This is a genomic window from Streptomyces sp. BB1-1-1 (assembly GCF_031597775.1).
GTDB classification, from domain to species: domain Bacteria; phylum Actinomycetota; class Actinomycetes; order Streptomycetales; family Streptomycetaceae; genus Streptomyces; species Streptomyces thinghirensis.
In genome coordinates this window covers 5,976,713-5,991,685 of the sequence record NZ_CP134203.1, presented here as the reverse complement: position 1 = coordinate 5,991,685, position 14,973 = coordinate 5,976,713, and the positions used below count along the sequence as shown (strand labels likewise).

Annotated in this window: 11 protein-coding genes; 4 read left to right on the top strand and 7 right to left on the bottom strand. The window is 71.4% G+C overall.

All coding sequences use genetic code 11. The features are described 5' to 3' along the window. Positions 1–23 precede the first annotated feature (23 nt). The 3 genes from RI578_RS27390 to RI578_RS27380 all read left to right on the top strand — a co-directional run bounded on the left by RI578_RS27390 (position 24) and on the right by RI578_RS27380 (position 4,650). A complete protein-coding gene (locus RI578_RS27390; RefSeq protein ID WP_310873556.1) occupies positions 24–1,172 on the top strand; it encodes an aldose epimerase family protein in 1,149 nt (382 codons plus the stop codon). Positions 1,173–1,290: 118 nt separating this feature from the next. Further along, positions 1,291–2,940 carry a histidinol-phosphate transaminase gene (locus RI578_RS27385; RefSeq protein WP_310873555.1) on the top strand — a complete coding sequence of 550 codons (1,650 nt, stop codon included), beginning with the start codon at positions 1,291–1,293 and terminating at the stop codon, positions 2,938–2,940. Between the two features lie 144 nt (positions 2,941–3,084). Next, positions 3,085–4,650 carry a substrate-binding domain-containing protein gene (locus tag RI578_RS27380; RefSeq protein ID WP_310873554.1) on the top strand — a complete coding sequence of 522 codons (1,566 nt, stop codon included), beginning with the start codon at positions 3,085–3,087 and terminating at the stop codon, positions 4,648–4,650. Here the strand turns inward: RI578_RS27380 and RI578_RS27375 are convergent. Both RI578_RS27375 and RI578_RS27370 read right to left on the bottom strand, forming a co-directional pair. After that, a complete protein-coding gene (locus RI578_RS27375) occupies positions 4,577–5,407 on the bottom strand; it encodes a hypothetical protein (RefSeq protein ID WP_310873553.1) in 831 nt (276 codons plus the stop codon). The two genes, RI578_RS27380 and RI578_RS27375, sit on opposite strands and share 74 nt — an antisense overlap. A 202-nt stretch (positions 5,408–5,609) precedes the next feature. Next, the gene (locus RI578_RS27370) at positions 5,610–6,263 is read right to left on the bottom strand and encodes a DUF4360 domain-containing protein (RefSeq protein ID WP_310873552.1); all 654 of its coding nucleotides are present in this window, start codon (positions 6,261–6,263) and stop codon (positions 5,610–5,612) included. A gap of 209 nt (positions 6,264–6,472) precedes the next feature. Here RI578_RS27370 and RI578_RS27365 point away from each other — a divergent pair, with 209 nt between their 5' ends. Then, positions 6,473–9,241 (top strand): beta-galactosidase, encoded by a 2,769-nt coding sequence (locus RI578_RS27365; RefSeq protein ID WP_310873551.1) that lies wholly within the window; start codon positions 6,473–6,475, stop codon positions 9,239–9,241. Between the two features lie 12 nt (positions 9,242–9,253). Here the strand turns inward: RI578_RS27365 and RI578_RS27360 are convergent, their stop codons facing one another. Genes RI578_RS27360 through RI578_RS27340 form a run of 5 tightly spaced genes read right to left on the bottom strand, consistent with a single transcriptional unit; the run spans position 9,254 to position 14,940 of the window. Further along, on the bottom strand, positions 9,254–10,759 hold the full coding sequence (locus RI578_RS27360; protein ID WP_310873550.1) for an alpha-N-arabinofuranosidase: 1,506 nt from the start codon (positions 10,757–10,759) through the stop codon (positions 9,254–9,256). Positions 10,760–10,815: 56 nt separating this feature from the next. Beyond that, entirely contained in the window at positions 10,816–11,787 is a 972-nt protein-coding gene (locus tag RI578_RS27355) for an arabinan endo-1,5-alpha-L-arabinosidase (RefSeq protein ID WP_310873549.1), read from the bottom strand. Further along, positions 11,784–12,647 carry a carbohydrate ABC transporter permease gene (locus tag RI578_RS27350; protein ID WP_310873548.1) on the bottom strand — a complete coding sequence of 288 codons (864 nt, stop codon included), beginning with the start codon at positions 12,645–12,647 and terminating at the stop codon, positions 11,784–11,786. Before RI578_RS27350 ends, RI578_RS27355 begins: the two co-directional genes overlap by 4 nt. After that, the gene (locus RI578_RS27345) at positions 12,644–13,585 is read right to left on the bottom strand and encodes a sugar ABC transporter permease (RefSeq protein ID WP_310873547.1); all 942 of its coding nucleotides are present in this window, start codon (positions 13,583–13,585) and stop codon (positions 12,644–12,646) included. Before RI578_RS27345 ends, RI578_RS27350 begins: the two co-directional genes overlap by 4 nt. Next, positions 13,582–14,940, bottom strand: a complete 1,359-nt coding sequence (locus tag RI578_RS27340; RefSeq protein ID WP_310873546.1) for an extracellular solute-binding protein — start codon at positions 14,938–14,940, stop codon at positions 13,582–13,584. The genes RI578_RS27345 and RI578_RS27340 overlap by 4 nt, the downstream gene beginning before the upstream one ends. Between the last annotated feature and the right edge of the window lie 33 nt (positions 14,941–14,973).

Here is a 14,973-nt window from a genome sequence, read left to right as displayed (position 1 = left end):
CTACCCACTTGAGGAGTTGCCGTATGGAACTGAACAGGCGCACGGTCATCGCCGGCGCAGCCGCCGTCGGTCTCACCGCCGCCACCCTCGGCGGCACCGCACACGCCACGGGAGGCAGGAAGCCGGTGAAGGAGCTCTTCGGCAAGCTCGCCGACGGCACGAAGGTGTACCGCTGGTCGCTGGAGAACGGCGGCACGCGGATGAAGGTGCTGTCGTACGGGGGCGTCGTCCAGTCCCTGGAGATCCCCGACCGCCGGGGCCGCCACGAGAACGTCTCGCCGGGCTTCGACAACCTCGACGACTACGTGGCCTCCAGCCCCTACTTCGGCGCCCTGATCGGCCGCTACGGCAACCGCATCGACAAGGGCCGCTTCACGCTGGACGGCAAGGCGTACCAGCTCTCCGTCAACGACGGCGAGCACACCCTGCACGGCGGCGCCCAGGGCTTCGACAAGCGGGTCTGGGACGTCGAGCCGTTCACCGAGGGCGCCGACGTCGGCCTGGTCCTGCACTACACCGGTGTCGACGGCGAGATGGGCTACCCGGGCACGCTCCGGGCGAAGGTGACGTACACGCTCACCCGGCGCGGCGACTGGCGCATCGACTACGAGGCCACCACCGACAAGGCCACCGTCGTCAACCTCACCAGCCACGTCTACTGGAACCTGGCCGGCGAGGGCAGCGGCACGATCGAGGACCACGAGCTGTCGATCGCGGCGTCCCGCTACACGCCCACCGACGCGGGCCTCATCCCGACGGGCGAACTGGCCAGGGTGTCCGGCACGCCCTTCGACTTCCGCCGGGCCAAGCCGATCGGCCGGGACATCCGGGACGGCCACCCGCAGCTGATCACCGCCAAGGGCTTCGACCACAACTGGGTCCTCGACAAGGGCATCACCGACCGCCCCGAGCACATCGCCACCCTGCGCGACCGATCCTCCGGCCGCTCCCTGCGCATCGCCACCGACCAGCCCGGCCTGCAGTTCTACTCGGGCAACTTCCTCGACGGCACCCTGACCGGCACCGGCGGCTCCCTCTACCGGCAGGGCGACGCCCTGTGCCTGGAGACGCAGCACTTCCCGGACTCGCCGAACCAGCCGTCGTTCCCGTCGACCGTGCTGCGGCCGGGGCAGACGTACCGGACGACCACGGTGCACTCGTTCGACGCGTGAGGGCGTGAGGGCGTGAGGGCACACTTTCTTCACACGCGTTGAACAGCGCCCCACCCCCCTCCGTATGTAAGGGCGGCCCGTGCTCCCCCGCGCGGGCCACCCACCTACGGAGGTTCACTTGTCCGGCAACGTCACCTCGTTGTTCCGCGGCACCGCGGCGCACAGCCCGTCGATGGCGGCGCTGACGCGGGAGAGCGGCGAGGCGGTGGGCGCCGGCCCGGTGGACTTCTGCATCCCCTGCAACCCGTACTTCCCCACCCCGGCGATGTTCGACGAGATGGCCGGCCGGCTGCGCGACATCATCACGTACTACCCGAGCGGCGCCGAGACCATCACCGCCGAACTGTGCAGCCTGCTCCAACTGCCGCCGCAGTGCGTGGCGATGGGCAACGGTTCCACGGAGCTGATCACCTGGATCGACCATCTGCTGGTCCGGGAGTCCCTCGCCGTCCCCGTCCCCACCTTCGGCCGCTGGACCGACCAGCCCATGGAGACCGGCAAGCGGGTCGACATGTTCCCGCTCCAGGAGTCCGGCGGCTTCGCCCTCGACCTCGCGCAGTACGCCGAGTTCATCCGGGTCCGCGGCACCCGGGTCGCCGTCGTCTGCAACCCCAACAACCCCGACGGCGGCTTCCTGCACAAGCACGCGCTCGTGCAGTTCATGGACGCCATGGCCGACCGGGACCTGGTCGTCGTCGACGAGTCGTTCCTGGAGTTCGCCGACGCGGAGGCCGAGCCCAGCGTGGTCCAGGAGGCGATGCTGCGCCCCAACGTCGTCGTCCTGCGCAGCCTCGGCAAGAACTTCGGGCTGCACGGCATCCGCTTCGGCTACCTGGTCGCCAACCCGGCGCTCGCGGGCCGGGTGCGCGCCATGCTCCCCAAGTGGAACCTCAACTCCTTCGCGGAGCACGTGGTGTTCATGCTGCGCGACCACGGGCCCGAGTACGCGCAGAGCCTCCACCAGGTCCGCCGCGACCGCCTGGAGATGGCCGGTCAGCTCTCCTCGCTGCCCGGCCTGACGGTCTATCCCTCCCAGGGCAACTTCCTCTTCGTGCGTCTGCCCGTGGGCGCCGAGGGCACCGTCGTCCGGGACCGCATGCTCACCGAGCACCGGGTCCTGGTCCGTGAATGCGGCAACAAGATCGGTTCGTCCAGCCGCTTCCTGCGTCTCGTGGTGCGCCCCCAGGCCGACGTGCGTCGCCTGGTGTCCGGCCTGGAACAGGTGCTCTACGGGTCCAGGAGGGGAGCCGCCGTGCCCGAGCCCGCTACCGGGACCGGCTACAGCTCGGGCACGGCGGCGGTGGACCGCCTGATGAGCGAGACCAACGGGGCCGGCCTGCGGGGGATCGCCGCTCGGGCCGCCGGCACCGGTGCCCCGGGGCTCGTCGCCGCCCCGGCCGCCGGCACGGGCGTGCCGCTCCCCGCCGCGGTGCCCGCCGCCCCGGCGGCGGCCGCCATCGGCCCGATGCCGGTGCCGACGGCACCGCGGCAGGCCCCGCAACCTGCGCCGGTCCCCCAGCCGGCGCCGTATCCCGGGCCGGTGCCGGTCCCCCACCCGGCACCGGTCCAGCAGCCCGTGCCCGCCCCGGCCCCCGCAGCCGCCCAGTACCCGGTGCCCGCCGGCCCCACCCCGCCCGGCGTCCCGGCCCGCGGTGGCCTCACCGCCGCCCAGGTCAGGGGCACCAACGGCCTGGAGTCGGTACCGGCGACGGGCTGGCCCGGCCCGCAGAACTGGCCGCACCCGGCGGGCATGGACCGGACTGGCTGACCCCGCTTCCGGGAAACACCACGTTTCCCAGGTGACACACGGATGAATTCCTGACGGCCGGTCAGCACAGACCCGGTCGACCGCCCTCCTCCCCGGACAACATGGCCTCCCCATCCAGGTACGTCCATGCCCCGGGAGTCGGTTGTGAACGGTGTTCCGTGGGAGTCGGTCATCGCCGTGCTCGGCCTCGCCGTGCCCGTGACCGCCGCCCTGTGGGAGTTCTTCCTCGCGGGCCGCAAACGGCTCGGCTACCGCGTCCAGATGGACACCAGCGCCCGGGACTCGGCCACGTCCTCCGGACCCGAGGCCGGGGTGCTCCAGCGCATGCAGTGGGACGGCGCCGACCTGCACGACCCCTCGGTCGTCCTGCTGCGGATGGAGAACGTCGGCTGGACCCCGATAGTCGAGGAGGACTACGTGGCCCCCGCCAACGACCCGGTGGGCATACGCGTGGCGTTCCCGGGCCGCCGCGTCGTCGGCATGGTCGTGACGGAGTGCAGCCACACCGTGCTGCGCGACTTCTTCGCACCGGGAACGCCGGGCCTCGGGGCCACGGACGGTGTCATCAGGCTGCCCAAGGTGAAGCTCAACCGCCGGGCGCACTACAAGGTGCTGGCGGTTCTGGACCGCGTACCGGACTTCACCGAGACCGACTTCCCCGATCCGGAGGTCACCGCGGGCGTCGTCGGAGGGGTGCGCGGCGGGACCATCAAGAGGACCGAGTACTACCCCTTCGCGTCCCGGCCGGTCCGCTGGCTGCTCGCCGCGCTCGTCCTGGTGAGCGTCGCCCAGTCCGTGTCCACCTTCGCCCGGAGCGACGAGACCGTGGCCGCGCCGCTGGACTGCGCCGAGGGGACGCTGCACCTGACGGGCTCGACGGCGTTCCAGCCGATCCTGGAGCGCGCCGCCGAGCAGTACACGAAGACCTGTACGGACGCCCGTATCCCGCTCACCGACAACTCCTTCAAGGGCAGCGTCCCGGGGCTGGACACCCTCGCCGCGGCAGGCGGCAAGGCCGGGTCGGAGGAGAGTCGAGGACTGGGAAACCGGCTGTCGTTCAGTGACGGCCCCAAGTCCGACGGCCGCCCGCAACTGCTGCCCAGGCCGGTGGCCCTGTCCTTGTTCACCCTGGTGGTCAACAAGGACACCGGCGTCCGGGACCTGTCGCTGAAGCAGGTCCGGGAGATCTACGCCGGGAAGATCACCAACTGGAAGCAGGTGCGGGGCAACGACCTGCCCGTCCAGCTCGTCAGCCGCAACCCCGGCTCCGGCACCCGCACCACGCTCCAGGAGCAGGTCCTGGAAGGCAGGCCCCTGCTCGCGACCACCGCCAACGACTGCAGGAGCCTGGACACGAAGACGCCCGGCCGCTGCGAGGTCGGCGCCACCCCCGGCCTGCTGGACACCGTGGCCTCGGTCCCCGGTGCCCTCGGCCACAGCGAGGTCGGCGCCGCCACCGCCCGCGACGACGTGCGCCTGGTCCGCATCGACGGCTACCCGGCGACCCTGGAGGGCGCCGACGAGGGCGCCTACCCGTACTGGCAGACGGAGATCGCCTACACCTACGGCGAACCCCCGGCGGACTCGATCGCCGCGGGCTTCCTGCGCTACCTCGCCAACGAGGTCGGCAAGGACATCATCCGCTCCCAGGGCCACCGCCCCTGCTCGGAACTGGACAAGCCGCTGCTGTGCCGGCCGTCCGGGCCGTGAACCTCATCAGGTCCAGGTCCTCGCCCCACGCGTCCAGCACGGCCCCCTGCCCGGCCGCGCGGGCCACCGCCTCGACCCGTGTGAAGAGACGGCGCTGTACGGACACGTCGCCCGTCGCCGAGACGCGGTCCGCGGCGTCGAGCAGCGGGCCCGTCTCCCAGCCCGGCAGCGGGAACCGGGCGAGTTCCCATTCCAGGTACTTGTTGTAGGGGCGGGGGCGGCGGTCCAGCGCGAAGAGCAGCTCCAGCAGGAACCGGACGCTGTCGGCGGCGTCGAGCCGGGCCGCGACCGGGTGTCCGTCGCGGTCGTTCTTGACCGAGCGGTAGAGGGAGTTGGCGTAGGCGTCGAGCCATTCGCCCGCGTCCCGGAAGGCCTCGTCGGGGTCGAGCCGTGCCTTGGCGGCCAGTACCCGGGCGATGCCTCCGTCCAGCCGGTCCAGCACGATCCGGGCGCGGGCGAGGGCGTACCGCTCGAAGCCGGGCATTCCGGCGGCGCGGAACGCGTCGAGGGAGAGGACGACGAGGTCGAGTTCCGGGGTGCGGTGCCCCGCGAAACCGGTGAGGGCCGTGGTCGCGCCGTCGGCGAGGACGACGTACAGGTCGTGGTCCGAGTGCTCGGTGGTCATGCCCTCGTGGGCCCGGGAGCCCTTGAGGACGAGTCCGACGACGGCCGGGTCGGCGGAGGCGAGTTCGACGAAGGCGTCGTAGGTCAGGGGCTGCCGAGCAGTCTGAGGGGTTTGAGGGGTGTGAGCGGTCATGACGTGATCTCCGTGAGGGCGGACGACGGGTATGCCGACCGGGCGGCCCCGCGCCGGCGGGGTCGCCCGTACCGTCTGCGGCGGCGCTCGGCCGCCGCCCGGAGGATCAACGCACGTGCGGACCCTACCCCGCACGTGCGTCGTCAACCGGGAGAGGACCGCGGCCCACGTCGAACAGGTCCGCGCACCCGGCCTCACCCGGTCAGGACTCGGGGCACTCCTTCCACGCCAGGTGGTACACCGTATTGATCTCCCCGTCCGTCGAGTCCATCGTCATGAAGCTCACCTTGGCGGGGTCGGACGTCCCCGTGCTCACCCGCAGCTCCGTGTTGATGTTGAAGTTGCGCTGGACTCCGCAGGGCGCCCAGACCAGCTGGGCCCAGTCGGTGCTGTCGGTGGCCTGCCAGTTGTCGTTGAGCGGGCCGCTGAAGGGATGGGTGCGGTACTCCGTGTTCGGGGAGCCCTGGAAGTAGTACGAGGCCCGCTGGGTGCCTGTCGCGCCGGACTGGAGGGCGGCGAAACCGCGGTAGTCCGCGCTGGCCACGGCGTAGGTGAAGCCCTGCGGGACGTGGACGAGCAGACTGAGCTGGCAGTTCTTGCGGAAGTCCGTGGAGGCGGAGTCGCCGCCCGCCTGGGCGAGGTAGTCGCTGTAGGTGACGGTGAAGGCGGTGTTGTCATCGGATACGGCGACCGCCGCCGTGCCCTGCGGGCAGCCGGAGCCGTTCACCGTGGCGACCTTGATGACGATCTTGTCCGGCGGCGGGTCCTCGAACCCGCCGGAGGGCTGGTGCTGCGCGGGCAGCGCGGAGGTGAGGAGCGCGGCGATCGTGCCGCTCAGGAGCAGGCCGGTGGCCATGGGTCTCCCATCCCGGTCAGTGGGGGGTGGATGTAGTTGAATGACCTGCACATCTGTTGTGCACATGTCATTCACGGGGCGGTCGCATCGTATGCACACCCGCGGGACGCGAACAGGTCGCACTTTGGCCATTTAACGCATCGCCGGTCCGGTTGTGGAGAATGGCCCGGCAGCGCGGCACCAGAAGTACAGCAACAGGAGAGGCTCCCTTGGAGCTCAGCAGGCTCAGCAGACGAGCGTTCAGCGCCCTCGCGGGCACCACCGTCCTCGGTCTCGCGCTCGGCGGCAGCGTGAGCAGCCAGGCGCTGCCCCGCTCCGGCGTCCGTGGCCCCGTGCCCACCGGGCCGCCGCCCGGACCGCCCGGCGCGGACGGGGTCCGCCACCGGGTCGCCCTGGACCGGTACTCCCTGCTGATCGACGGCAGACGCCTCGCGCTGTGGTCCGGCGAGATGCACCCGTTCCGGCTGCCCAGCCCGTCCCTGTGGCGGGACGTGCTGCAGAAGATGCGCGCCTACGGCTACAACGCGGTCAGCGTCCGCCTCGCCTGGAACCAGCACTCCCCCGCCCCCGGCGAGTACGACTTCTCCGGCGTCCGCGACCTGGACCTGTTCCTGCGCACGGCCGCCGAGACCCGCATGTACGTCGTCCTCCGGCCGGGCCCGTTCATCGGCGCGGACGTGGACGCGGGCGGCCTGCCCGGCTGGCTGACGGCCACCGAGGGCACGGCCCGGACGCTCGACCCCGCCTATATGCGCCACGCCGACGAGTGGCTGAGCCGCGTCAACGCCGTCGCCGCCCGGCACCAGTACACCCGCGGCACCGGCACCGTCCTGCTCTACCAGGTCGACGCCCCCCAGCGCGCCCGCCTGACCCGCCTGCACGACAAGCTCCGCGCCGACGGCATCGACGTACCCCTCCTGCACGCCGACACCCCGGTCGCCTGGGGCGAGGCGGAGCGGACCCGGGACGCCGCCGAGGCGCGCCGGGTCCACCTCGACCACCTCGCGCACGGCGTCACGCTGCACAACGTCCACACGGCGTTCGGCGGCACCTCGTGGGGCTGGCTGTCCGCGCCGTCCGCGCCCACGCCCACGTACGACCCCACCGCGGCGATCGACGAGGCCCGCCGGCCGACGGACAAGCTCGCCCCGCTCCACCAGCTCGGGCAGCTGCTCCGCCACGTGCCCGACTTCACGCGGCTGGACGAGGCCCCCGAGGTCAGGGCCGCGGACGCCCGCATCAAGGTGCGGCACCTGGCCAACCCGGACACCGGCACCCACGCGTACGTCGCGCGCAACGACTCCGCGACCGACGTCACGTCGACGCTGCCGATGGGCGGGACCGACGTGGAGGTCACCGTCCCCGCCCGGGACGCCAAGCTGTTCGCCACCGGGCTCCACCTGGGAGCGGGCCGGAAACTGGCGTACGCCACCGTGCAGCCCATGATGTCCCTGAGCGTCGGACGCCTCGACATCGCCGCCTTCGTGGGCCGGGCCGGCGAGTCGGCGCACCTGGTGCTGGACTGCCCGCACGAGCCGTGGCCGACCCGGCTGGACGAGGAGGCCGCCTGGGCGTACGACCACGGGAAACTGCACATCACGGTGCCCCTCGGCGAGGACCGGGTGACCCGGCTGCGGGTGCGCAGCGGCGAGTCCGACCGCACCCTGATCCTGCTCGTCGCCGACGACGCCGCCTCGCTGCGGCTGTGGCCGTACGAGACCCCGTCGGGCCGGGTCCTCGTGCACGGCCCGGCGCTGCTGCGCGACGTCGCCCTGGACGGCGCCACGATCCGGCTGACCGGCGACACCGTCGAGGAGCGCGGCCTGGAGGTGTGGGCGCCGCGCGGCATCACCCACGTCACCTGGAACGGCGAGCCGGTGGAGGCATCCGTCGGGCGTGCCCAGAGCCTGATGGCCGTCTGGCCGCTGCCCGGCGTGCCCGAGCTGGTGCTGCCCGCGCTGGACGGCTGGCGGCGCCGCACCGAGAACCCGGAGTCCGGGCCCGGCTACGACGACTCGGGGTGGACGGTCGCCGACCGGCGGACGTCGCACAGCACGACCCCCGTGCCCGACGGGCAGCCCGTGCTCTTCGCCGACGACTACGGCTTCCACTACGGCGACGTCTGGTACCGGGGCCGGCTCACCGGCGCCGCGGGCCTGGAGTCGGTGTCCCTCGCCTACAGCACGGGCGCGCGCGGGATGCTGATGGCCTGGCTGGACGGGGAGCCGCTGGGCATCCACCGGATGGGCCGGGGTGACGACGGCGGCGAGGGCACGTGGACGGCCACGGCCGCTTTCCGCCTGCCGGAGGAGCTGCGGACGGCGCTACGGGAGAAGCGTCGGGCGAACCCCGACGCCGCCGCCGTGCTGTCCGTCCTGGTCCGGCGCACCCAGCACGACCAGGACACCTACAAGGCGGCCCGCGGGCTGACCTCGGCCGCCTTCGAAGGGGCGTCACCGCGGGTGGAGTGGCGGATCCAGGGCGCCGCCGCGCCCGACCCCGTGCGCGGGCCGCTCAACAACGGCGGGCTGTACGGGGAGCGGTGGGGCTGGCATCTGCCCGGGTACGACGACGGCGGCTGGGAGTCCGTGTCCTCGGCGTCCTTCCCCCGCGAGGACCGGCGCCAGGGCGTGACCTGGTACCGGACCACCTTCCGGCTGGACGTCCCGCCGGACGTCGACGCCTCGGTCGGGCTCGTCCTAGACGGCGGCCCGGACCGCGACCACCGCGCCCAGGTCTTCCTGAACGGCTGGAACATGGGCGAGTACGTCGGCGACGGCCCCGCGGGCGCTCCGCACACCTTCGTCCTGCCGAACGGCATCCTGCGCACCCGCGCCGCCGCCAACACCCTGGCCCTCGCCGTCCTGGCCGACGGCGAGGCGGTGTCGGGGCCGAGGGCGGCGCGGCTGGAGCTGCTGGGCGGCGCGGCGGGAGGGGTGCCGGTGGAACCGGTCGCCTCCCCCGGCCCGCGCCGCTGACCTCGTCGGGTCTCAGCGCAGCCGGATCACGTTCCAGGAGAGCGGCTCCAGGGAGGCGGTCAGCCTGCCGTCCGCCACGGTCGTGCCCTCGGCCGGGTGCGGGACGACCCGCTCGGGCTCGGCGAGCGTGTTGCGGGCGTCCGGGTCGGCGTCCGCGAGGGCGCTGTGCTCGACGACCTCGGTCAGGTCCAGGCCGCTCAGGGCGACGTCGAGCGGCAGCGACTCGGTGCGGGAGCGGTTGACGGCGAAGACGGTGACCGAGCCGTCCTCGGCGCGCACGGCGGTGGCGTGCAGCAGGTCCGCCTCGCCGTACTTCTTCGTCTCGTACGTCGGTGAGTCCACCCGGACGTCGAGGACCTCGCCGCGGCCGTACTTCGAGGCCTGCGCGAACGGGAAGAACGTCGTCTGGCGCCAGGCCGGACCGCCCGGTTCGGTCATGATCGGGGCGATGACGTTGACGAGCTGGGCGAGGCAGGCGACGGTGACGCGGTCGGCGTGCCGCAGCAGGGCGATGAGGAGCGAGCCGAAGACGACGGCGTCGGTGACGCTGTAGTTGTCCTCCAGCAGGCGGGGCGCCTCGGGCCAGTCCAGGGCGCTGACCTCGGCCTGGGTCTTGGCCATGTACCAGACGTTCCACTCGTCGAAGGAGAGGTTGATCCTCTTCTTGGACTTGAGGCGGGCGCCGATGTGGTCGCAGGTGGCGACGACGTTCTCGATGAACGACTCCATGTCCACGGCGGAGGCGAGGAAGGAGTCGATGTCGCCGTCGAACGGCTCGTAGTAGGCGTGCAGGGAGATGTGGTCGACCAGGTCGTACGTCTCCTTGAGGACCGTCGCCTCCCACTCGGCGAAGGTGTCCATGGACTGGCCGGAGGAGCCGCAGGCGACGAGTTCGAGATCCGGGTCGATCTGGCGCATGGCGCGGGCGGTCTCGGCGGCGACCCGGCCGTACTCCTCGGCGGTCTTGTGGCCGGTCTGCCAGGGGCCGTCCATCTCGTTGCCCAAGCACCAGAGCCGGATGCCGAAGGGGTCCTTGTCGCCGTGCTCGGCGCGCAGGTCGGAGAGCGCGGTGCCGGCGGGGTGGTTGGCGTACTCCTGGAGTTCGAGGGCCTCGGCGACGCCTCGGGTGCCGAGGTTGACCGCCATCATCGGTTCGGCCTGGGGGCCGATCTTCTTGAGGAAGGCGATGTACTCGGAGAGGCCGAAGCGGTTGGTCTCCGTGGAGCGCCAGGCCAGGTCGAGGCGGCGGGGGCGGTCCTCCACCGGGCCGACCGAGTCCTCCCACTTGTAGCCGGAGACGAAGTTGCCGCCGGGGTAGCGGATGGCGGTGACACCGAGTTCCCGGACCAGGTCCAGCACGTCCTGGCGCAGGCCGGCGTCGTCCGCGGTGGGATGGCCCGGTTCGAAGATGCCGGTGTACACGCAGCGGCCGAGGTGTTCCACGAAGGAGCCGAAGAGGCGGGGGTTGACCTCACCGACGGTGAAGGCGGGGTCGAGGGTGAAGCGGGCGGTTCGCATGTCTGCCTTTCCAGAGGTTCGCGTGTGTCCGCGGGTTCGTCGTGGCCGGCCGTGCCCTAGGAGACCTTCGGCCAGCCGTCCTTGGTCCAGGTCAAGGCGTTCAGCCCGAGCTTGGGCGTGCCTTCGTCCTCGGCGTCGTAGTAGTGGTAGGCCAGCCAGTCCTGTCCCCGGTCGCGGTGCACGGACTGGCCGCCCGTGCCGATGTGGCGGCCGTGGCCCTCCAGGAGGAGGTCGCCGCCGCCCTGGAGCATGGGAGTGCCGGTGCTGTCGACGTAGGGGCCCTTGATGTCCGTGGCCCTGCCGACCTTGATCTTGTACGTGCTCTCCACGCCCGAGCAGCACGCGTCGTACGACGCGAACAGGTAGTAGTGGCGGCCGTGCTTGACGATGGCCGGGCCTTCGACGGCGTACGGCTCGTCCGGGCGGGTGGCGAGGTGGTGGACCTCCGCGTCCCGGACGGCCTTGCCGGTGCGCGGGTCCAGCTCGACCATGCGGATGCCGCTCCAGTACGAGCCGAAGGACATCCACAGGCGGCCGTCGGCCTGGACGACCGCCGGGTCGATGGCGTTCCAGGTGTCGGTCGTCTCGGAGGAGAAGACCTTGCCGTGGTCGGTCCAGGTGCCGGGCAGGCCCGTGCGGGAGGTGGCGACGCCGATCGCGGAGTGGTTGGTGCCCCAGGACGAGACCGCGTAGTAGAGCCAGTAGCGGCCGGCGCGGTAGGAGAGGTCGGGCGCCCACGGGTCGCCGGTGTCGTTGTACTCGTACCACCAGCCCGGGGGCTTCGCGAAGGCGTTGCCCGCGTCGTCCCAGTGCCTGCCGTCCTCGGAGAGGCGGGCGCCGATGACGCCACCGGTGGAGTAGGCGACGTAGCCGCCGCCCTTCAGCGGCATGACGGTGGGGTCGTGGATGATCTCCTGGCCCGTGATGGGGCGCGGGTCGGGGTAACTCTCCGCCGCCTGCGCCGCGTTCGGCAGCAGGGCCAGCAGGGATGCCGCCGCCACGGCGACGAGGGTTCTGCGCACGGTCACTGTCCCGCCAATCCCGTGTGGGCGACGCCCGCCACGATCTGCCGCTGGAAGAAGACAAAGACGATGATGAGCGGCAGGCCGGCCATGAGGCCGCCGGCCATGAGCTGGGCCCACTGGATGCCGTAGGAGTTCATGACGGTCGCGATGCCGTTCGGCATGGTCATCAGGTCGGGGTTGTTGGTCACCATGTAGGGCCACAGGAAGTTGTTCCACGAGCTGATGAAGGTGAAGATGCCGACCGCCGCGAGGGAGGGGCGGGAGAGCGGCACGATGATGGTGAAGAAGACGCGCCAGCGGCCGGCGCCGTCGATGAAGGCGGCCTCCTCCAGTTCGCGCGGGATGCCCTGGAAGAACTTGTAGAGGATGTAGACCATCGCGGCGGGCGCGCACTGCGGCAGGATCATGCCCCAGTAGGTGTCGACCATCCCCATTTGCTGGACGGTGGTGAACAGGGGGACGCCGAGCACGGCCGGGGAGACCATGAGGCCGGCCATGACCACGCCCATCAGGAGGCCCTTGCCCCGGAACTCGGTGCGCGCGAAGCCGTAGCCGGCCAGGGCGCTGACCAGCAGCACGACCGTGGTCACGCAGACCGACACGACCAGGGAGTTGACGAACCAGTTGGTGATGTTGCCGGTCTCGAAGAGGGCCGTCCACGCCTGGCCCGTCCAGTCCTCGGGCAGCCAGTGCGTCGGCACCTCGACGGCCTCGGTCTCCGACTTGAGCGAGGTGAACAGCGCCCAGGCGAGCGGCGCCAGGAAGAGCAGGGAGACGGCCGTGCCGAGGAGGGTGAGCACGATCTGGCCGGTCGACCAGGCCCTGCGGGGTGTGGTGCGCGTCGGCGCCGCGGCGGTGGTCATCGGCCGCCCTCCTCACGGTTGCGCAGCAGCCACATCCGGGCGAGGGCGACGGCCGCGATGAGCACGAAGAAGATGATGGAGATCGCGGAGGCGTAACCCACGCGGTAGCTGGTGAAGCCCTGTTCGAGGGTGTACTGCACGAAGGTGCGGGTCGATTCCTCCGGGCCCGGCCCGAAGTCCTGCATCACCACGGCCTGGTCGAACACCTGGAGCGAGGCGAGGATCTGGAGGGCGACGACGAGGCCGGTGATGTTGCGCAGCATCGGCAGCGTGATGTGGAGCATGCGGTGCCAGGCGTTCGCGCCGTCCAGCTTGGCGGCCTCGTAGAGGTGCAACGGGATGCCCTGGAGGGCGGCGAGGTAGAGCAGGAAGCTGAAGCCGACCGTCCACCACAGGGTGGTGATGACGACCGCGAGGAGCGCGTACGACTTGTCGGTCAGCCACGGCGTCTCGAGGCCGAAGACGTGGTTGATCATGCCGGTGCCGGGGTTGAACAGCCACTGCCACAGGTTGGCGGCGACGGTGGACGGCAGCAGGAACGGCATGAAGAAGCAGAGCCGCCACAGCCACTTGCCGCGCTCGATGTGGTGGGCGAGCATCGCGAGGAGGAAGGCGAGGACGGTGATGCAGGGCACCACGAGCAGCGTGAAGTACGCGCTGTGGCCGAGCGCGTCCCACATCAGGGGGTCCTGGAGCGCCTCGCTGTAGTTGTCCAGGCCGATGAAGCTCGCGCTGTCGCCGGAGATGTTGGCGTCCGTGAAGCTGAGGTAGAGGCCGCGCAGCAGGGGCCAGACGACGAAGAGCGCGAACAGGGCGAGGAACGGGGCGACGAACCAGCCGCCGTGCTGGAAGCCCTGCCTGCGGCGGACGGTGGCGCTGTCGGCGGCGGTCTTCGCGCGCGCCGGGCGGATGATCGTTTCAGCGCTGGTCGTGGTCATGCGGCCGCACCTCCCTGCGCGGCGGTCTTGCCGTCCATGGGGTTCTTCGTGCCGAGCAGGTCGGTGAGCACGCCCTTCATGCGGCGGGCGGCGGCCTCGGGCTTCGCCGAGCCCATCGTCGAGGAGACGACGATCGGGCCGACGCGCTGGGCGAGGATGCCGGTGGATCCGGCGAACCACACCTTGGGCTCGGTGGCCTGGTGGTCCATCGCGCCGGCGTACTCGCTCTGCGGGTTCAGCTCCTTGTACGCGGCCGTGGACAGGGTCGGCGTGTAGGCGGGGATGTGGCCGCCGGCCGCCCACTGCTGGGCGTGCTTGACGACGTAGGCGGCCAGTCGGTGCGCGGCCTCGTTGGTGGCGCCGCCGCGCCCGGCCTGGTGCGGGAGCACGAAGGAGTGCGACTCGGCGTGGGTGGCCTGCTTGCCGAAGACGGGCGGCAGCGGGGCCGCGCCGTAGTCGAGTTCCGCGCCGGAGAAGACCGGCACCGACCAGTTGCCCTCCCAGGCGAAGGGGGCGCCGTTGACGAACTGTTCGGCGCCCGCGCCACCACCGTAGCTCGGGTCGGCGTAGCCGTCGGCGACGTGCCGGCGCAGGAACTCCAGGACCTGGGTGGCCTTGTCGGTGTCGAAGGTGACCTCGGTCTTGTCGTCGTTGAACCAGGTGCCGCCGAGCTGGGTGTAGAAGGTGACGAAGTCCCACCACTGGAAGTTCTGGTCGTTGTGCCAGAAGCCGATGGTCTGCAGGCCCTTCTTGGTGGCCTTCCTGGCCTCCTTGAGCACGTCGAACCACTCCTCGGCCGACGTCACGGACACCATCCGCCCGTCGGCGCCGAGCAGGCCCGCCTTCTTCAGCACGTCCTTGCGGTAGAAGCAGAGCTGCACGTGGATGTCGAGAGGGAGGGCGTAGAGCTTGCCGTCGATGACGGCGCGCTTCCACAGCTCGGGGTTGAAGTCCGCCTCCCGCACGCCGTACTTGGCGAGCAGGCCGACGTCCCAGGGGTCCAGGAGGCGGCCGGGCGAGAAGCCGGTGACGCGGCCGAGGTGCATGACGCCGAGGTCGGGTGCGCGGTTGCCGGCGGCCGCCATGGCGAGCTTGGTGTAGAAGGGGCTGCCCCACTGGAGGGTGGAGTCCTTCACGTCGATGCCGGGGTTGTCCTTACGGAAGGAGTCCAGCATCGCGATCATGTTGTAGCCGTCGCCGCCACTGAAGAGGTTCCAGTAGCTCACGCGGGTGTCCGCACCGGAGGCGAGCGCGTCGGCGCCCGTGCCCAGGGCCGCGAAACCGAAGCTCCCCGCGACCGTCAGGCCGCCCGCCGCGGCCAGAAAGTGCCTGCGATCCAGGCCAGGTCGTCCCATGCCCTGCCCTATCTGCTCATAGATGGTTCGAAA